We start from the raw sequence: 18,186 nt of genomic DNA, 5'->3' as shown, positions 1-18,186 counted from the left end.
GCATGTAGTCCGCCTTCGGCGGACGAAATAAGTGGATAATAGATATTCATTACAGATAGGCCAAAGCAATGGGCGTTACCTGTGTGTTCACCAGCAGCCGTGTGTTTACCCGCATACCCCCTGATAAAATATACTGCTGCTATACAAACTTTCTTCTAAAATATAAGCCGCCCAAGCCTAAGAGAAAAACACTGGCTGGTTCAGGTACAATTTGCATGTTAAGATCATAGCTAGCCTCTGTATTTGTAACCTGATTCCCATATGTAGTATCAACTCTATCGTAGGTATGTCCTCTAACAACAATAGTGTAAGTACTCTCTGGAAGCTCTCCTTCTAAGCTTACTTGTTTTGTATCATTTGCAATTTGGTAATCTAAAATGGTTTCTGTTCCTTTAATAAGCTGCATTGAGCAATTGGCACCAGCTTCGCCAAGACCATCCTGCCAAACACCGTCAGAGGCACTCATAGTAAGATCCATAGTATAGCTCCTTATTCCCTCAAAACTGAAAGTTACTTCAAAGAGAGACGTAGCGCTTGACAAAATTGTTGCTCCAACCCTCAAATTTTCAGCCTCACCTGAAACAGTGCCTGAAGCATTAATTTCATCTATATAAATATCATTATTTAAAATAGAAGATTGCTGCCCCGCAGAAGAACTTGCAGACCCTCCATAAATTCCAACATAACTGTGAGCAGAAACTAACGAAGAAACTGTTTTGTCATAATCAGAGCCCGGAACGTCTGGATTGTCGCTGTTTTTTGACTCTCGATCTATTATTGTACTGTAGTGCATATAGCTTCTTGAATAAACAGACCTGTTATCATCTTCAATCAGAATAGCTTCTAAATGACTTACCAAAAAAACACAAAAAATCAAACTTAATAAAAACTTCATAATACAACATCTTTCATTTTATTTAACAACATTTGCTCTGCTTAAATCACAGCAACATTCTCTAAGTTGATCATTTACTTAAAGCTGCAGGCTATACTTTAACCTTTTGTATAAACTGAGAAAATTCATCCAACGAAAATGGTGCTTGCCTTAATCCTTGCTTGAGCCACAAACCGCTCTGTCTTATCCTATTTTCAGGAGAGTTCTTGCCAAACCAATTATCAGAAGCTTCGCATTTACTGCATTTTCCAATAGTTGCAATCATTTTCTTCTCATATTTCATTCTTGCCTCTCTATTATCAATATGAATAACAGAAAATGAAAAAGTATCCTTAATTATTTCGCTAACTTCGCTTTCGACAGATTGCTGAAACTTCCAATCTATTTCATGCTCGTATCTAACTCTATTCTTTTTAGAAGTAAGGTCATAATTCCACTGACTAAGATACGGATCATTTCTGGTATTAAGCAAAGCTCTCCCGATATTTTTTCTAAAAATGCTGCGGTCTTTATTCTCACGAATAAAATGCTCACGCATTCTTTCACGCAGATTATTCTGACCTGTGTGCGAGCCAACCCTGACAATCCTATCTAGACAATGCCCTCTTTCTCCTTTCTCAAACAAAACATATATCCCATTCAAAGGTAATGATTGCTTGTCGAACGGAAAACGAAATCTTGGCAGCTTATTAAAAAAATCATGTAAACAACCACAAATCTTAATTACAGATTCTCTGTCAGCCATCTTAATTGCTCCCCTATTCGCATGCCTTCCAAAGGTATTTCTTTGTTAGCTAAAGAACCTGTTATGTACTCTCTATATCGGTTGCCGCACAAAAGAACGAATTGGTCATTTTGCAAATCCGTTTCTTTAATCAATTGACTCACAACCTTTCCAGCCCATTTCCTCCTTTTAGAAGCATCCACATTGTTCAGAGTTTTATCATATGGATTGATTTCCTGCTCAGGTGAAAGAAGCCCGTATTTTGCTGACAAAATAAAAATTTTATCAGGTTTCAATGATTCTGCATAATTAAAGCTTTTCTTAAAAAGTGAACTTGTATAAAGCTCTTTAGCTGGAGCCTTATGAGATAATTTCTGGTTTGAACATGAAATTAAAATAACTTTTTTCATATTTTCCCTTTCTCTTACTAACGACCATGTATATCCTTTGAATCCACCATGCACTCTAATGGGCTCAAGATTTGAAACACTTTCGTTTCCACTCAGCTCTGGATAGATATTATAAACGTGGCTGTCTGCTATAAGTCCTTCCGAACAACCTTTGTTCGAATCCAGATCAAAATCTGTAACCAAAAGCTCGCAACCCACTTTTTCCAATATATTCAAAACCCAACGGCCGCCTGAATGTCCTCCGCCTAAACCGCAACCCCAATTCTTAAGATAGATATGGGTGATTTGCCCATTCAATTTTAATATTTTTTTTGAACAGAAACCCGCATTTTCAACAAACGCATAAATTAACGGAACCTGAAATTCGCCTAAAACATCAGACCTAATATTCAACTCCATATAAATTACAATACCCGTTACTGGTTTATTTTCTGTGAAGCGAACAAGTTCAGCCGGTAAAGGTATGTTTAAATTGCTCAGATATTCTAAATGAGCTACAGTTATTTCAGTATATTCATCCCTGTGTATTAAAGTCGTGTCTAAAAAATCTGAAGTTGTCCAAGGGTAGTAATCAGTATGAATGAAAATATCAGGCTGAGGAGGTTCAGGCTTTCGAGGAGGCTGGAACATTGAGAATTTCTCATTAAAATACAGCACATCTCTAAAATCAACACCAGCAGAAGGATACCAAGCTATTCGAGGTTCTCCAGAAAAGTTATCTATCCAATCCTTAAGCTTCCCTTGCTTGTAGTTATTTAAATCATTCAGTAACTTTTTCGACATAATTTGCCCTTACAAATTGATTACTAACAAAAATTGTATAATGATATTATAAATTTTCAAGAATATTCTTTCTTCTTAACCATTTTCATTCGCCCGTTTAAAAGATTGGTGGAATCGATATAATGGGCGTTTTATCTGAAAATAATTAAGACTACTGGAATATGGCAAAGAATTACACAATAACATTTGTATCTCTGGGCTGCCCTAAAAATACGGTTGACTCGGAGGCGATGCTCGCTGGTTTGGCGGAGCGGGGCTTTATCTTAGACAGCTCCTCTGAGAACACAGATTTCTATCTGGTGAACACGTGCGGATTTATCGAGCCTGCCAAGGAGGAGGCCATCGAGGAGCTCAGGCGGGGAATTCAGCTTAAGAAAGAAGGCAAGGTTCGCTTCGTAGCAGCGGCGGGCTGCCTTGTAGAGCGGATGGGCAGAGAGCTTGCAGATGCCCTGCCCCAGATAGACTGCCTTATCAGCCTCTGCGAGAGGGACAAGGCGGCCGAAATACTCTTAAAAACTGCGAAATCGAAGGGGAGCCGAAAGATTGAAACCGCCTCCGGGAATAAATTCGTCTCCAACGACAGCGTGCGTCTGCTCACAACAAGCCCGGGAAGCGCGTATCTGCGTATAAGCGAGGGCTGCGGGAGGGGCTGCTCTTTCTGCACGATACCGGCAATAAGAGGCCCTTTCAGAAGCAAGCCGAAAGATGAGATAATCCGCGAGGCGGAGATGCTCTGCGAGAGCGGAACGAGAGAGGTGAACCTAATCGCTCAAGATACCACTGGCTACGGGAAAGATTTCGGCCTTGAGGAGGGGCTCTGCGAACTGCTTGAGGAGCTTGTAAAAACAGATTTAGACTGGATAAGGATCCTGTATCTCTATCCGGCCTCTGTGAGCGAGAGGCTTTTAGACACTATTGCCTCGCATAAAAAAATAGTGAACTATATCGATATGCCTATTCAGCACATAGACAACGAGCTGCTCAAATCGATGCGCAGAACAGATTCGCAGGAACAAACCGCAGCACTTATTGAAAAGATAAGGGCAAAGCTCGATGAGCCTGTAATCAGAACAACGGTTATATCAGGGTATCCGGGGGAGACTGCAGAAAAACATAAAAGGCTTTTGGAATTTGTGAAATGGGCAGAATTTGATGCCCTCGGGGCGTTTGCATTCTGCCCCGAAAAAGATACGCCCGCAGGTAAGATGGATGGTCAAATCTCCGAAGAGGTGAAAAACAGGAGGGTGGATGAGATTATGAGAGCCCAGCAGGAAATCGCCTTCGGCAAAAACCGCAATATGCTGGGAAAAAAGCTTACTCTGCTGACCGAGGGCTTCTGCGAAGACTATACGCAGGCAAGGTATTACGGGCAGGCACCGGAGATAGACAGCGTATGCGCTTTGCCCGGAGAGCAGATTGAGCCGGGAAAATTTGTAAAAGCTGAAGTTGCGGAAACAAGCGATTACGACCTTATATGCCGGCTGGTGTGAAATAATTCTCATCAGGCAGGCGAAAAATTTATAAACAGTGTTGATTCGCAAGCCAAATAAACCATAATCTGGGGTTGTTTATGTTTTGCATTTCGGTGCAGCCTTAAAATTTATTAAATCAAAATCAAAAATTATAGATTATGCTTAAAATCAGCCCTCTTACAGAGCTTTACGAGAGATTCGGTGCAGTTTTCTCCGAATACTACGGATGGAATATGCCTTCAGATTTCCCGGACTTCCCCTCTTGCGAAAATGCCTTGTTCAAATCGAATATCGCGTTCGACCTTACTCCGTTCGGCAGATTCGAGATTACAGGCCAAGGCTTCAATCAGTTCGCTGATAAGCTCGCAGGCGAAAAACTTAACAGCGGCGAGTGCAGGTTCTGCAAGCTCTCGTGCGGAGTGGTTCGAATATTGACTGCGGGCGGGAAAACGCTTGTTATAAGCCATCCGGCAAATAATCAGAGCGTTTTGAATCTTCTTAAAGATGAAGCTTCCGGCAGCGGAGCTGCTGTAAGCGATATTACGGAGAATACAGCGATGTTCGGCCTCTACGGGCCTAAGGCATATCAGGCCTTCTCGAGCCTTGCGCCGATAAGCCTGGATCTTGAGCGTGAAGAGGCGGATGTGATATCTGCAATGATGATGAACTTCACTGTAATGCGTTCAAGCTGGATCGGCTCGGACGGGTTAGAGGTGATTTGCAGCAATTCGCTTGCCCGTATGGCAGCAAGCCCTATAGAAAAGTATCACAAGAAAGCAGACATAATCCCCGGCTCGGCCGGATGCCTTGAAAAAGCGGCGGTCAAATTTATGGAAACCTTTGAAGAATAATCGGAAATAGCTATGTTTGCAATTATAAGCGATATTCACTCAAACATTGATGCATTAAATACGGTACTCGAAGACATAAATAAGCGAGGCATAAAGAAGATTATCTGCCTTGGAGATGTTCTGGGCTACGGGCCTTATCCGTTTGAGTGTCTCGATCTTATCATAGAGAATACAGACACCTGCATAATGGGAAACCACGATTATGCAGTGCTTTACGAACCTACGAATTTCAACTACGGAGCTGAACTCGCAGCATACTGGACTCGCGAACAGCTTTGCACGGAAGAAGATATAAAGCTGGCAGAGAAGAGATGGAGCTTCCTTGCAGGACTGCCGATGAGATACAGCTTCGAGCTGGAATCGGAAGGTCAGATAATTAACGTGGATATGGTTCACGCATCTCCGAGAAGGCCGATAAATGAATACGTTTTCCCCGATGATATATTCACCTCGCCGGCAAAGGTTACCTCGCTTTTCGATAACGTAAAAAACATCTGCTTCATCGGGCATACTCACCTTCCGGGCGTGTTTCTGGAAGATCCGGACTTCTATACACCCGATGAGCTCGGGGACTACTACCCAATCGAACCCGAGGAAAGAGCAATCATAAATGTTGGTTCAGTGGGACAGCCAAGAGACAGAGACAAGAGGGCAAGCTACGCTTACGTGCAGGATAACAAGGTTTATTTTGTGCGGCTGGAATACGATATCAGCAAGATTTCTGAAAAGATTTACAGCATCCCAATGCTCGACAACTTCGAAGCCGATAGACTTATTGAAGGAAGATAATGAATAACAAAACTCACAATATACATTCAGCAGGCAACGCTCTGCGCAAATTTTCGCTTTTCCTTGCTGCGGTGATTTTCACTGCCTCAGCAGCCTTTTGTGCAGAGAATGAAGCTCAAAACGCCGGCGAGAACGGCAGCCCCGAGATCGACTTCACAAAACTTTCCGCCTCAGGAGAAGAGCAGAGGGATTATATTCTCGGCTCTGTTCAGAAAGACTCGCCTTATCAGTTCGAGCTTCAGCTGACCAACGAAGGTGCATCTATCAAGTATGCACGGTTGAACGGCTACTACAAGCGGGGAAGCGAAGAAGACCCTTTCCTCGCCCTTGCTCCTGTATCAAGGCTTGAAGCGGGAAAGGCATATTCTCTTAAAAACACCTACCTATGGTTTAAGGGAATCCCGGGCAGATTCCCGCTGGGGAAGCTCAACTGGAAGGCCGGGCAGGTTCGAAGAAACGATAAGGGCAGCGAGAGCATCAGCTTCACGGCAGTGCTTTCGAGCGAGGGCTTCGGAGAAGTGCTCAAGATCAAGAAAACTTACCTTCTGATGCCGGAAAAACAGCATTTTGAGGTTTATTTTACGCTTCAAAACCTTTCTGATCAGGTATTAAAGCCGATATTTCAGGTTCATGGACCGGTAGGATTTATCAGAGAAGGCGTTCGTATGGACGGCAGGAGCATAGTAAGCGCATTTTATGAAGGCGAAGAAGGCGACAAGATCAAATCCAGCAAGATTGAGCTTAAAACTGCCCGCAAGGCCGAAATAGACTATATGAACACCGGCATTGAGAAAGAGCTCGAAGACGTTCAGATAAAGGCCCCGAAAGGCGCAGGTAAATTCAACTGGATAGCGAACGGGAATAAATACTTCACCTGCATACTAAAGCCGATCTGCAAAGACTGCCGCGTACTCCCAGGCAGGGCAAGGTATTACGACAGCAAGCTTATTAAAGGTAAATCAGAAGGCGACCAGCCGAACACCAACGGAACAGAAAGCCTTGCCTATTTGCTCAAATTCGATGATATCACCCTTCAGCCTGCAGGCAGCAAGAACAGCAAGCAGATCATCAAGATGATCACATATCTCGGGCCGAAAGAAAAGAGCATATTTGAAAATGAGCCGATATATAAGAAGCTTCATTTTATCCATGCGATTGATTTCCGTGCCTGCTGCGGAAACCTGTTCCGCCCTATCACGTTCGCTATTCTCGCATTTATGAACTTCTGCTACGGATTTATCCCGAACTACGGAATTATAATCATCATCCTCGTGTTCCTTGTGAGACTGATTCTGCACCCTCTCACCAAAAAGGGGCAGGTTTCAATGATGAAGATGAGCAAGCTCGGCCCGCAGGTTGAAGAGATAAAGAAGAAATACAAAGACACTCCTAAGGAGATGAATCAGCATGTAATGCAGCTCTATAAGGACCAGGGGGCATCGCCTATGCTGGGATTTGTTCCAATGCTGATACAGATGCCGATCTGGGTTTCGCTGTATTCTGCGATATACTCAAGCGTTGATTTGAGAGGCGCAGGCTTCCTGCCGTTCTGGATAACAGACCTCTCGGCACCGGATGCTCTCATCGCCTTCGATCCGTTCACAATACCGTTTATAGGCATAGAAATCGGCTCTTTTAACCTGCTGCCTCTGCTGCTTTCGGTTGCTCTTTTTATGCAGCAAAAGCTTATGAGCGCAGCGCAGCCCGGAGCCACCAGCCCGGAAGTTGCTCAGCAGCAGAAAATAATGCGTATTATGATGCCTATCCTGATGCTCGTATTCCTTTACAAAGCTCCCTCGGGGCTGAATCTCTATATTATGGCCAGTTCGTTCGGCGGAGTTCTCGAGCAGAAGGTAATCCGCAAGCATATCAAAGATCAGGAAGATAACGATAAGCGGGTTGTAGTGCCGGCGAACAGAAAAGGCGGCAAGAAACGCAAGCCAAAGCCCAAGCAGTACTAAACAGCGGGTGTATTGAAAGATGAGCGAAATAATTCGTCTGGAAAACGTGTGCCTCGATAAATACGGCAAACGTATATTGGACGGTATCAGCCTCTCGATATCCTGCGGTGAGTGCTGCGGGCTTATCGGGGCAAACGGTTCGGGCAAGTCTTCCCTGCTCTCGCTTATTTCCGGCTACGACTGGGCAAGCGAAGGGAGCATCTGGTTCTGCGGCGAGAGATACGGAGAAATAAACATTCCCGAAGTTCGAAAGGAAATCGGGCTTTTGAGCCTTTCGAGGACGCCGGAATTTTCCAAGAACCTTACCGTTTTCGAACTCATCAAAACCGGCGTTACCGGCACAATAATGCCTGCCCTCTGGCTGAAGAGCGAGGACAGGAGGGCATCTCAGAAGGCAGAAGAGCTGCTTGCGGAATACGAAATGCAGCATTTCAAATCCCGCAGGCTCGCCACGCTCTCAACAGGAGAGATGATGAAGACTCTTCTTTTGAGAGCGGTAGCTGGAGAGCCGAAGCTCCTGCTTCTTGACGAACCTGCCAGCGGGCTCGATATATTCAATCGTGCCCTGATTCTCGATTTCATCAAAAGGCTTAATAACGGGAAACGGGCGATAATGACCGTTACCCATCACCTTGAAGAGCTTCCGGACAGCTTAGACAGCGTTACAGTGCTAAAGAGCGGGAGGGAAGTAATCACTGGCTGCCCTGAAGAGGTTCTGAAGGATTCGGTATTATCTGAAGCATTCGCCTGCCGGGTAGAAGTTGTGAAAATCGGCAGCAGATACCTTGCAAATGCGAGCCTTTAGTGAACCCTCTGCAAACCGCTATTTCACCCCAAATCTTGAATAGAACCGTCCGAGATTTGTAAGGCTTCCATCTTCCTTGAAAAGAGCGGATGTTCCAAGATGTTTGCTTTTTCTGCTTGCAGGAAACCATGCATATCTTTCGAGGAAATCGAGCTTCTCAAGCTCAGGAAGCACTTCCTTCATAAACCTGAGCACCTTTGCTGGAGAATGCCTGTTCTCCTGCACGCTTTTTGCCTTCCAGTCTCCAACGGCAAATTCAGTGATCCAGAGGGGCTTTCCGTAAAGCTTATGCACCTCGTTTAGTTTGTTTACAAACCCTTCGGCATTCCCTCCGCCATAGTCGTGGACAGTAACAAAATCAACGCGAAGGTTCTTCTTCTCAGCCTGCTCCATAAATTCCAGCATCCACTCAGTATCCGGATGAACGCAGGCGGGGCTTCCAAGCCGGAGGCCGCAGTTTTCAAGCATCGGCCAGAGCTCTATCGCCTTCTCAACAGACATATTCGCCTGCTTCTTCTTGTCCGGTTCGTTGAATGTGAGCACTTCCTGCGCTGCGCCGGAATTGCTGATGCCTTTGAGATACTCGGCCGCCTTATCAACGCCCCATTTCCCCCAAATCATTGGAACGTGATATATACATTTGGGCTCTTTCTCAGGAGTTTTGAGTCCCCAGTTGTAATGCCAGCTTACATTGAGCTGTTTTATTTTATCGAGCCATCCGCTGCCCGGCTTTGTAGCAAGGCCGATTCCCTTTTTTGGGGTTATTATTTTCTTTTTCCCATCCTGCTCTTCTGCAAAAACACTCAGGCCGCAGGCCGAAAACGCCGCGCTGGAAATGAGGAAATCTCTTCTGTCTAACATAATGTTCACCCTTCAATTGAGTATTATTTTTCCGTGAGCACTAATTCAGGAGATACGAATACAGCCCAGTCTCCTCCGTTTGCATTTTCGTCGCCGCCATCGGAGAGGGCTAACGAGAGGAAGCGGCTGGACGGACTTAGAGGCACTGAGATAACCACGGATGGGTCGCTGTATTTCATTTTTTCAATTCTTCTAACCGGCTCGCCGTCGATAAGCACCCAAATATCTGCAAGGCCTTTTATACCAGTATCATTGATCCCCACTCTCGTTTTGAATTCGACAATTTCAACACCTTCGATTCTCTGCCTTATCTGGTTCATATCGAATGTTATTCCCAGATTCGCACAGAAAGTGAGAACTTCCTGATCAACTTTAGAATAATCGATCCCGTCAAGGACGGGTCTTCGCCAATTCACCATACCGTTGGAAAAGCCCACAAACATATCGCCCCTGGAAGGCGGAAAATTATATTTCAGTCCGGTGGTTGAAAGGGTGCTGGCGCCGTTGCTCCTTGTCGAAAAGACTGAATCGATATATGGAATATGGTCTATCCTGTTCCACATTGAGAAGCCGTCCCAATACTGCAAGTGCCCGTATTCGCTGTTGTGCTGGAGCTTCCAATTTTTGAACGTAAGGGCCATATTTTTCCTGCCGGCTTCGAGGCCGTTTGCCCCGCCTATTACAGAAGCGAGAGAAAAATTCTGCCCTCGCCAAAGAATACCGCTTGAGCTGCTGAGTTCCCTTGCGAAATGATGACTGCTGAATTCGGCGTTCTCAATTCGTCCCTCTGCGCTCACTCTTACCGCTCCTCCGTCCTCGAGGATGCGGCTCTCCACGCTCTGCCCCTCTTTGCCTGAGATAATCGAGGCTTTCCCCTTGTAAACCTGAAGATGATTCATACCGTTCGAAGCTATTTCAAGGCCGAATTGGGTGCCGAGGTCTGTTATGCGGAGTTTCTCGCTGTTTATTCTGAAACCGAGCGCATTTTGCGGAACGCTGCAGAATACCCTGCCTGAGGCAAGCTCAAGCTGCTCTGAATCAGACATAGAAAACTCAGCAGGCCCCTCCACCAGAACCTTAGCTCCATAAGCAGTGTAAAGCTGTGCTGCCTGACCATCAGAAAGCTTCACGGAAGGATCTGTGTTAAAAATCTTCCCGCCTTCACGCAGCCCAATGTTTTCACCAGTAAGCTTATCAACAGCAGCCACCTGATAACTGTTATGCTCAGGACGGGAATTTATCAGCAGTACCAGCAAAACTACCGCTGCACCGGCAGCAAACCACGCTGCGGTTAGATGAAGCCTTCTGAGAAATTCATTCTTCTTGGATTCCGGAATTGAAAAGTCAAAGCTTCTTTTTGAACCTTTCATCTTGCTTCGGAAAACAACGCTGCTTTTATCAAACGCCCTTGCTCTGCCCTGCTCGACTTGCGCAACAGCTTCAAAATGACTTTCAACCCCCTTGGCCTCCGCATCCTCCAGAGCAGTATTAACTTTCAAGAGCTCTGTATAATGTCGCTGAGCAGCAGGGTCGTCTTTAAGTATCTCTTCTAAGCGTCTGAATTCTCTTTCAGAGGCGTTCTGCTCTAATATCTTTATCGTTAATGCTCTAAGCTCTTTGTAAATCTGATTGTTCACTGCCAGTTTACCCCCCTCTTAACCCTCTTGGCAAGCAGGCTGTGAATCCTGCCGAGGTTGTAGTATATAGCCCTCACGGTTTTGCCTGTCCTCTTTGAGATTTCATTCACACTCAGCTGGTCCCAGTATCTCTGCCTCAATAATTCTTTATCCTTCTCGGACAGAGTCTGGATACTTTCCTGAAGCTGGGCAGTGTAGGCATCTGCATCTCTGCAAGATTTGAGAGAGCTTAAGTTAATCTGCTCGAAGAGCTCATCACAAAACTGAAGCCGTGATTCCTTTGCTGCCCTTTTTCTGTGTTCGAGGATTTTATAATAGGCAATAGTTGCTGCCCAAGCAAGAAAATCAGAGCCCAGCTCAAATTGCTCGAACTTTCGCCACATGGTAGTGGTGGTTTCCTGAAGTATGTCATCAGCATCATTGTGATTTGCTACAAAGCTCATAATATAAGCGTACAGTCTGCCGCGGTTTGAAGAGAGCAGCCTTACAAATTCTTCCGTTCTTTGAGAGTCTTCATTCATTTAACAGATATCCCGAACACATATTTATTAAAGTATGAGGAAATGGGCGTTCAAATGAAAATATTTTTTTGGTTCTTCCGAAAAACGCATACTTTATTGCAAAAAGAAAGACATGGCGCTGTCATAAATGGAAAAAATAAACCATTTATTTCAAGGAGTTAGCACCATGTCAACTTCATTCTTATATCATAGCTTTGGTATTCGAGGAGTTCAACACATAAGTACAGATTTTTTCGGGGCAAGACCATATTTTCTGCAGTTATTTCGCCTAAGTATGTACGCTGCCCGGTCTGCAATTCCCGCAGCATAATCCGCAAAGAAGCGTGGAACGCACATTTCACGAACTGCCTATAGGCCTTCGCTTTGCTCACCCTAAGCACAGAATAATCTACCCGAATTTACAGAAAGTATTGTCACTACCGGCTTACTCCCAAGCCGCTTTTATCATCTCTTGTCTGCACATATTTGCGATTTTTTTATACAATTATGCGTAGCCGCCCCATATTTTATTGGTACAATCTACTTTTATGAATTTTGAAATTTACAAGATGAATATCAGTGAAGAGAGGTTTTTATGAAGTACTTTCAAACCGCAGCAATTTTTATAGCTGCTATATGTGTAAGCGCCCAAAATATTGATTTATCCGGTCAGTGGCGTTTTTCATTAGACGCGAATGATGCTGGAGTATCAGAAAAGTGGTTTTCGAAGCAGCTCAGCGGCAAACTGCAACTACCCGGTTCGCTCCAAGAGCAGGGATTCGGTGAGATTCCGAGTGTTGATACCAAATGGACCGTTGACGGCAGCTATACCAGACGTGTCAACAAAATCGAGCAATTCGAGCCTTATGTCGTTAAAAACGGGCTCTATCGCCAGTCGATGTGGTGGACGCCTGACCGCGTTTATGTCGGAGCAGCGTGGTATCAAAAAGACGTCGAAATCCCTAATGAATGGAAAAACACAACAATCCTTCTGCACCTGGAACGCGTTCACTGGGAAACGCAGCTTTGGGTGGACAACAAACGTGTAGGAATGCAAAACTCAATTTCAGCACCCCACCAGTACAATCTCTCCGATTATCTCACTCCCGGCAAACATCGTATAACCGTTCGGGTGGACAATCGCATCAAAGATATCAATGTTGGTGCGGGCGGCCATAACATATCAGACCACACGCAGAGCAACTGGAACGGGATCATCGGAGATATGTATCTTGAGTCGCGTCCCTTGGTACACATCGATCAAGTGTCCGTTGATACAATTGACACTGAAAACCCAGCCGCTAAAGTCGTTTTTGATTTGAATAATTCCTCTGATAAAGCTGTTCAGGTTCGTGTAAATTATCAGGCTAAAACAAATTACGGCGAAGGCCATCAGGCTCCCTCCAAAACGTTCACTGCAAGGATACCAGCCGGAAAGAATATTGACGTCGAAAAAATTTATGCGATGGGCAAAAACGCCGTTTTGTGGGATGAGTTTACGCCTGCTGTCTATACGTTAAGTTGTCAACTGCAAACCATACCGACAGGAGAAATGAATGAAGATGGCTATGAGACAACATTTGGACTTCGCCGCATTTATGCAGACGGCAATCAGTTAAAGATAAACGGCCGGAATCTGTTTTTACGCGGCACACTGGACTGCTGTATATTTCCGAACACAGGCTACCCGCCGATGGACAAAGAAAGCTGGGTCGAAATATATAAAATGGCAAAATCCTGCGGGCTAAACCATGTCCGTTACCATTCATGGTGTCCGCCCGAGGCCGCCTTTGAGGCCGCCGATGATGTAGGGATTTTGCTTCAATCAGAAATGGCAATGTGGGTTGGTCTTGGTAATGACCAGACCACCGACGATTGGCTTTTCGAAGAGGGAGCCTTGCTGCTTTCGGCATACGGGAATCATCCCTCTTGCGCGTTTATGGCCATCGGTAATGAACTGAGGCAGGAAAAAGGCTCGAACATGGCTGATAAGCTTCTGCGGCACTATAAAAAAGGCACGCATGGAACGATGCTGACCGATAATGTGAGAAAAATTTTTGGCAAGGAAGCTGAATTCGCTATTACTGGGCAGGGTAAATTTTATGACAAAAAACTCCATTCAGTTCGTGCATCAGACACCGATTTTGATTACAGCAACATTATTAACAACAGTGATATTCCGATTATCACACACGAAGACGGGCAGTGGGCAACCTTACCCAATTTCGATGTACGCAAAAAATACAAGGGCAGCCTGCACCCATATTACCTTGATATCTACGAAGATTTTATGCGGGACAGGGGCACCCTGAACCGCTATGAAGATTATTATATGGCTTCAGGGAAGTTCCAGACACTGTTGTATAAGTCAACATGGGAAGCAGCTTTGCGAACACCTGGATATGGAGGTGTTCAGATGCTCGATCTGCGGGATTTTCCCGGTCAGGGTTATGCACCCGTTGGTTCTTTTGATGAATTCTGGGAAAGCAAAGGCTATGTAACAACAGAAGAGTATAACAAGTTCTGTAATGTAACTACGCCGCTGGCCCGATTCGACAGCTTTGTATGGGAAAGCGATCAGGATCTTGAAGCTCAAGTTATGATCTCCCATTACGGCCCCAAAGATTTGGAAGAAAAAATTGTTAAATGGAACCTGACCGATAAAAAAGGCAAAATAATCGGCAAAGGCAGTTTTGGCCCAATTGACCTGCCGACAGGTTATGTAACCACTGCTGGCAATATAAAAGAGCCTCTTTCCTCAATCACAGAAGCCTCTCAAGTTAATTTAAGCGTGAAGCTTGAAGGGCTTGATAATGAGAATTCATGGGATATGTGGGTGTATCCCAACGAAAAACCGGCAGAAATGAAATCGAATGAAATCATCGTAAGCCAGTTATGGAACGACGAGACCATTCAAAAATTAAATAAAGGAAAGACTGTTCTTCTTGTTCCTCGTCCCGAAAGCGTCGCAGGAAATACAAAAGGCAGCTTTACTCCGATCTTCTGGACACGAATTATGTTCAGCAGCAGTTCAGTTCATACGGTGGGTATTTACTGCGATAACCAGCATCCTGCACTCGCGGATTTTCCAACCCAGAACTATACAAATTGGCAATGGTATGATCTGCTTGAAAACTCCAAACCGCTTGTCATTAATTCATTACCGAAGAATTATAAAGCGATCGTTGAGCCTATTGATGATTGGACTAATCCGCGCCGTCTCGGTTTGCTAATGGAAGCAGAAGTCGGGCGGGGCAAGCTAATGGTCTGCTCGATCGATATTCTCAATGACCTGAAAAATCGCCCTGCAGCCCGCCAACTTAGAAAAAGTCTGGTTAATTACATGAAGAGCAAATCCTTCAAACCAGCCAAAACGATTGATATCGACTCCCTGTCAGAGCTGTTTATGGATCCGTTACGATTAAAAATGATCGACGGGACAACCGCATCCGATTCCGCTGCCGGCTATGAGGTATTGAAAGCAATTGATGGTAACGAAAAGACATTCTGGCATTCTCCTTGGAAAAACAACAAAAAAATGCCGCAGGAGATTATCATCGACCTTGGGGAAAAAGAAGTGATTAACGGTATGACCTATCTGCCGCGGCAGGATGCGGCTCATGTTCGGGTTAAGGATTATGAAATCTCCGTCAGCATGGATGGTAAAACATGGAGCGATGCCCTTCATTCCGGCAGCTTTGATGGATCAGAAAAAAGAGAGACGATTCATTTCTCCAGCCCTCGTAAGGGGCGCTTTTTGAAATTTAAAAAGCTGAGTACTAATAGCAGTGATGCATCAGTTGCTGTTGCGGAGATTGAGCCAATTATTGAAGATTAACGTTAAAGAATTGTGATTAAGATGATCGGCAATTAGGAAAACAATGCAAAGAATTGTCCTGTAAAATAAGAAGCGATTAAACTGCTGCTGGCCTACGCGCTCGGCAGTTTAATCCTGTCTAATTTTTATACTTCTCCGTGATACTCCGATTCCAACGGGGGAAATAATGCAGGTTTCAAAGCTTAGGGCAGATGACAGAAAGTTAGAGGCGGGCTGAGAGCTTTGAAGGCGCTTGCTGGGATAATTAACTGCTGATTTTACCTGTTATGATAATGGATCCGAACGTTTTCGCGATACTCGGTTTGCTCCGAATCTCTGTATTTAGAGCCGCCTACGCTCATAAAAATCTTTATGGCTGTTCCAACACACCATATCCCCGCAGCGATAAATACAGCGGCAGCAATGAAAATAAATACCATTTTGAATACAAACAGAAGTATGCTGAAACCAAGAAGAGCTAAGCCAACTGCAAGGAATATCCCTGCTACCTTCTTAGTGGCATTACCTATCATATCTGAATAAAATTTAAAGTCTGATCTCAATTCTTGTCTCCCTTCCTCCGCTAAATACTCTTATAATTCTCCAAAGCTTAACGCAGTTTCGCGTATTTCTCAAGGAAAAAAGAAAGCGGGGCATAATTATCCGCCCCGCCAATTTTGCTTATTACATCATTCCGCCGCCGGGCATCCCGCCGCCTGAGGAGTCTTTATCATCAGGTATATCGCTTACTACTGCATCTGTTGTAAGAAGCAGAGAAGCAATTGAAGCAGCATTCTGTAAAGCGCTTCTTTCCACCTTGGTAGGCACGATAACGCCGAAATCGATCATATCGCCGTACTCTTTCGTGAGGGCGTTATAGCCGAAGTTCGGCTCGTCGTTTTCATAAACCTTCTGAGAAACGATAGAACCGTCGAGCCCTGCGTTCTTTGCGATCTGCTTAATCGGGGCAAAAACCGCCCTTTTAACAATATCAGCACCTACCTGCTCATCACCTTTGAGCTTGAGCGAACCGATATTCTTTATAGCTCCCAGAGCTGAAACGCCGCCGCCGGGGAGAATGCCTTCCTCTACAGCAGCCCTGCAGGCATGAAGGGCATCTTCCACTCTCGCCTTCTTCTCTTTCATCTCAGCTTCGGTAGCAGCGCCCACGTTAATTTGAGCCACGCCGCCGGAGAGCTTGGCAAGACGTTCCTGAAGCTTTTCTTTATCATAATCGCTTGTTGATATGTTGTACTCGTTTTTGATCTGTTCGATCCTTGCAGAGATATCTTCGCTGCTTCCGCCGCCCTCAACAATTGTAGTATTGTCTTTATCGATAGTAACCTTCTTGGCCATACCGAGCTGAGCGAGCTCTACATTCTCAAGCTGAATGCCGAGGTCTTCCATAATCGCCTGTCCGCCTGTTAGGACGGCGATATCCTGAAGCATAGCCTTTCTGCGGTCTCCAAAGCCGGGCGCCTTAACAGCAGCTACGTTCAAAATGCCTCTGAGCTTGTTTACAACGAGAGTTGTAAGGGCTTCGCCCTCAATGTCCTCTGCAATAATCAGAAGCGGCTTGCCCTGTTTAGAGACCTTCTCCAAAATCGGAACAAGATTCTTCACAGAGCTGATTTTCTTCTCGTGGATAAGCACATAAGGCTTATCGAGGTTCACTGTCATATTTTCTGTGTTGTTTACAAAATGGGGGCTGAGGTAGCCTTTGTCGAACTGCATACCTTCTACAAGATCTACAGTTGTCTCAAGAGACTGACCTTCCTCAACGGTGATAACGCCGTCTTTGCCGACCTTATCCATCGCCTTGGCAAGCACTTTCCCGATTCCAGGGTCGTGATTTGCCGAGCAACGTGCAACCTGTTCAATCTGTTTGGAAGATTCTATAGTGATAGATTTCTTCCTGAGCTGCTCAACTATAGCCTCAACAGCGGCGTCAATCCCTCTCTTAACTTTCATAGGGTCTGCGCCGGCTGTAATGTTCTTCAGGCCTTCGGTAAAAATAGCTTCAGCCATAATCGTTGCAGTTGTAGTACCGTCGCCCGCAACGTTGCTTGTTTTGGAAGCCACTTCCTTAACCATCTGAGCGCCCATATTCTCGTAAGAATCCTCAAGCTCAATTTCCTTTGCCACTGTAACACCGTCTTTGGTAACAGTTGGAGAGCCCATAGATTTTTCGAGAACCACGTTTCTTCCGCACGGCCCGAGCGTAATCTTTACGGCGTTTGAGAGTTTCTTAACGCCTTCAAGAATCGCCGAACGGGCTTCATTTTCAAAAGCAATCTTTTTTGCTGCCATCTTTTATTAATCCTCCAGCTATAAAGCCTTTAAAATCAAATTTCTGCTTACGATTCAGTCTTCTATAACCGCAATAATACTCGACTGATCTACAATTAAATACTCTTCTCCGTCCAGTTTTACCTCTCTCGGGGCATAGCTTTCAAAGATCACTACGTCACCCTTCTTTACCTTCATCTCTGAGGTTGTCCCATCATCATTGAGCTTGCCGGGGCCGGTTGAAATAACCTCGCCTCTGCTGGACTTCTCCTTTGCAGAATCAGGCAGTACAATACCGCCGGCAGTTACCGCAGACTCTTCTACTCTTTTAAGTAAAACATTGTCTGATAGTGGTTTAAGCTTCATCTGTATTAAACTCCTATTAATTTATA

15 protein-coding genes are annotated in these 18,186 nt (G+C 44.9%); 6 read left to right on the top strand and 9 right to left on the bottom strand.

Annotated elements, in window-relative coordinates; genetic code table 11:
- Positions 1–139: 139 nt before the first annotated feature.
- From STSP1_RS11615 to STSP1_RS11605, 3 genes are all read right to left on the bottom strand, one after another.
- Positions 140–895 (bottom strand): PEP-CTERM sorting domain-containing protein, encoded by a 756-nt coding sequence (locus STSP1_RS11615; RefSeq protein ID WP_085756492.1) that lies wholly within the window; start codon positions 893–895, stop codon positions 140–142.
- Between the two features lie 91 nt (positions 896–986).
- Positions 987–1,640: a GIY-YIG domain-containing protein gene (locus STSP1_RS11610; RefSeq protein WP_118158578.1), complete on the bottom strand. Its 654-nt coding sequence runs from the start codon at positions 1,638–1,640 to the stop codon at positions 987–989.
- The gene (locus STSP1_RS11605) at positions 1,619–2,812 is read right to left on the bottom strand and encodes a DUF7663 domain-containing protein (protein ID WP_085756491.1); all 1,194 of its coding nucleotides are present in this window, start codon (positions 2,810–2,812) and stop codon (positions 1,619–1,621) included. Before STSP1_RS11605 ends, STSP1_RS11610 begins: the two co-directional genes overlap by 22 nt.
- 161 nt (positions 2,813–2,973) lie before the next feature.
- Here STSP1_RS11605 and rimO point away from each other — a divergent pair, with 161 nt between their 5' ends.
- From rimO to STSP1_RS11580, 5 genes are all read left to right on the top strand, one after another.
- The gene (rimO, locus tag STSP1_RS11600) at positions 2,974–4,302 is read left to right on the top strand and encodes a 30S ribosomal protein S12 methylthiotransferase RimO (RefSeq protein ID WP_085756490.1); all 1,329 of its coding nucleotides are present in this window, start codon (positions 2,974–2,976) and stop codon (positions 4,300–4,302) included.
- A gap of 140 nt (positions 4,303–4,442) precedes the next feature.
- Positions 4,443–5,135, top strand: a complete 693-nt coding sequence (locus tag STSP1_RS11595; RefSeq protein ID WP_085756489.1) for an aminomethyltransferase family protein — start codon at positions 4,443–4,445, stop codon at positions 5,133–5,135.
- A 12-nt stretch (positions 5,136–5,147) separates the two neighbouring features.
- Positions 5,148–5,924: a metallophosphoesterase family protein gene (locus STSP1_RS11590; protein WP_085756488.1), complete on the top strand. Its 777-nt coding sequence runs from the start codon at positions 5,148–5,150 to the stop codon at positions 5,922–5,924.
- Positions 5,924–7,885, top strand: a complete 1,962-nt coding sequence (gene yidC / locus STSP1_RS11585) for a membrane protein insertase YidC (RefSeq protein WP_085756487.1) — start codon at positions 5,924–5,926, stop codon at positions 7,883–7,885. Before STSP1_RS11590 ends, yidC begins: the two co-directional genes overlap by 1 nt.
- A gap of 19 nt (positions 7,886–7,904) precedes the next feature.
- Positions 7,905–8,690 (top strand): ABC transporter ATP-binding protein, encoded by a 786-nt coding sequence (locus tag STSP1_RS11580; RefSeq protein ID WP_085756486.1) that lies wholly within the window; start codon positions 7,905–7,907, stop codon positions 8,688–8,690.
- A gap of 18 nt (positions 8,691–8,708) precedes the next feature.
- On the opposite strand, the gene STSP1_RS11575 is transcribed toward STSP1_RS11580, so the two are convergent.
- Genes STSP1_RS11575 through STSP1_RS11565 form a run of 3 tightly spaced genes read right to left on the bottom strand, consistent with a single transcriptional unit; the run spans position 8,709 to position 11,709 of the window.
- A complete protein-coding gene (locus STSP1_RS11575) occupies positions 8,709–9,551 on the bottom strand; it encodes a glycosyl hydrolase (protein WP_085756485.1) in 843 nt (280 codons plus the stop codon).
- Between the two features lie 23 nt (positions 9,552–9,574).
- On the bottom strand, positions 9,575–11,188 hold the full coding sequence (locus STSP1_RS11570; protein ID WP_085756484.1) for an NPCBM/NEW2 domain-containing protein: 1,614 nt from the start codon (positions 11,186–11,188) through the stop codon (positions 9,575–9,577).
- Positions 11,185–11,709 carry a sigma-70 family RNA polymerase sigma factor gene (locus STSP1_RS11565; protein WP_085756483.1) on the bottom strand — a complete coding sequence of 175 codons (525 nt, stop codon included), beginning with the start codon at positions 11,707–11,709 and terminating at the stop codon, positions 11,185–11,187. The genes STSP1_RS11570 and STSP1_RS11565 overlap by 4 nt, the downstream gene beginning before the upstream one ends.
- A gap of 574 nt (positions 11,710–12,283) precedes the next feature.
- Here STSP1_RS11565 and STSP1_RS11560 point away from each other — a divergent pair.
- Positions 12,284–15,526 (top strand): discoidin domain-containing protein, encoded by a 3,243-nt coding sequence (locus STSP1_RS11560; RefSeq protein ID WP_085756482.1) that lies wholly within the window; start codon positions 12,284–12,286, stop codon positions 15,524–15,526.
- 257 nt (positions 15,527–15,783) lie between these two features.
- On the opposite strand, the gene STSP1_RS11555 is transcribed toward STSP1_RS11560, so the two are convergent.
- The 3 genes from STSP1_RS11555 to STSP1_RS11545 all read right to left on the bottom strand — a co-directional run bounded on the left by STSP1_RS11555 (position 15,784) and on the right by STSP1_RS11545 (position 18,160).
- Positions 15,784–16,068 carry a hypothetical protein gene (locus STSP1_RS11555; RefSeq protein WP_085756481.1) on the bottom strand — a complete coding sequence of 95 codons (285 nt, stop codon included), beginning with the start codon at positions 16,066–16,068 and terminating at the stop codon, positions 15,784–15,786.
- A gap of 121 nt (positions 16,069–16,189) precedes the next feature.
- Positions 16,190–17,815 carry a chaperonin GroEL gene (gene groL / locus STSP1_RS11550; RefSeq protein WP_085756480.1) on the bottom strand — a complete coding sequence of 542 codons (1,626 nt, stop codon included), beginning with the start codon at positions 17,813–17,815 and terminating at the stop codon, positions 16,190–16,192.
- A 54-nt stretch (positions 17,816–17,869) separates the two neighbouring features.
- Positions 17,870–18,160, bottom strand: coding sequence for a co-chaperone GroES (locus STSP1_RS11545; protein WP_085756479.1), 291 nt, complete (start codon positions 18,158–18,160; stop codon positions 17,870–17,872).
- Between the last annotated feature and the right edge of the window lie 26 nt (positions 18,161–18,186).

It is taken from the genome of Sedimentisphaera salicampi, assembly GCF_002117005.1.
GTDB lineage: Bacteria > Planctomycetota > Phycisphaerae > Sedimentisphaerales > Sedimentisphaeraceae > Sedimentisphaera > Sedimentisphaera salicampi.
This window is presented reverse-complemented; position numbering and strand designations above follow the sequence as displayed.

Coding starts and splice junctions, on each gene's coding strand:
- STSP1_RS11615 (WP_085756492.1), bottom strand. CDS start 895: ATGAAGTTTTTATTAAGTTTGATTTTTTGTGTTTTTTTGGTAAGTCAT.
- STSP1_RS11610 (WP_118158578.1), bottom strand. CDS start 1,640: ATGGCTGACAGAGAATCTGTAATTAAGATTTGTGGTTGTTTACATGAT.
- STSP1_RS11605 (WP_085756491.1), bottom strand. CDS start 2,812: ATGTCGAAAAAGTTACTGAATGATTTAAATAACTACAAGCAAGGGAAG.
- rimO (WP_085756490.1), top strand. CDS start 2,974: ATGGCAAAGAATTACACAATAACATTTGTATCTCTGGGCTGCCCTAAA.
- STSP1_RS11595 (WP_085756489.1), top strand. CDS start 4,443: ATGCTTAAAATCAGCCCTCTTACAGAGCTTTACGAGAGATTCGGTGCA.
- STSP1_RS11590 (WP_085756488.1), top strand. CDS start 5,148: ATGTTTGCAATTATAAGCGATATTCACTCAAACATTGATGCATTAAAT.
- yidC (WP_085756487.1), top strand. CDS start 5,924: ATGAATAACAAAACTCACAATATACATTCAGCAGGCAACGCTCTGCGC.
- STSP1_RS11580 (WP_085756486.1), top strand. CDS start 7,905: ATGAGCGAAATAATTCGTCTGGAAAACGTGTGCCTCGATAAATACGGC.
- STSP1_RS11575 (WP_085756485.1), bottom strand. CDS start 9,551: ATGTTAGACAGAAGAGATTTCCTCATTTCCAGCGCGGCGTTTTCGGCC.
- STSP1_RS11565 (WP_085756483.1), bottom strand. CDS start 11,709: ATGAATGAAGACTCTCAAAGAACGGAAGAATTTGTAAGGCTGCTCTCT.
- STSP1_RS11560 (WP_085756482.1), top strand. CDS start 12,284: ATGAAGTACTTTCAAACCGCAGCAATTTTTATAGCTGCTATATGTGTA.
- groL (WP_085756480.1), bottom strand. CDS start 17,815: ATGGCAGCAAAAAAGATTGCTTTTGAAAATGAAGCCCGTTCGGCGATT.
- STSP1_RS11545 (WP_085756479.1), bottom strand. CDS start 18,160: ATGAAGCTTAAACCACTATCAGACAATGTTTTACTTAAAAGAGTAGAA.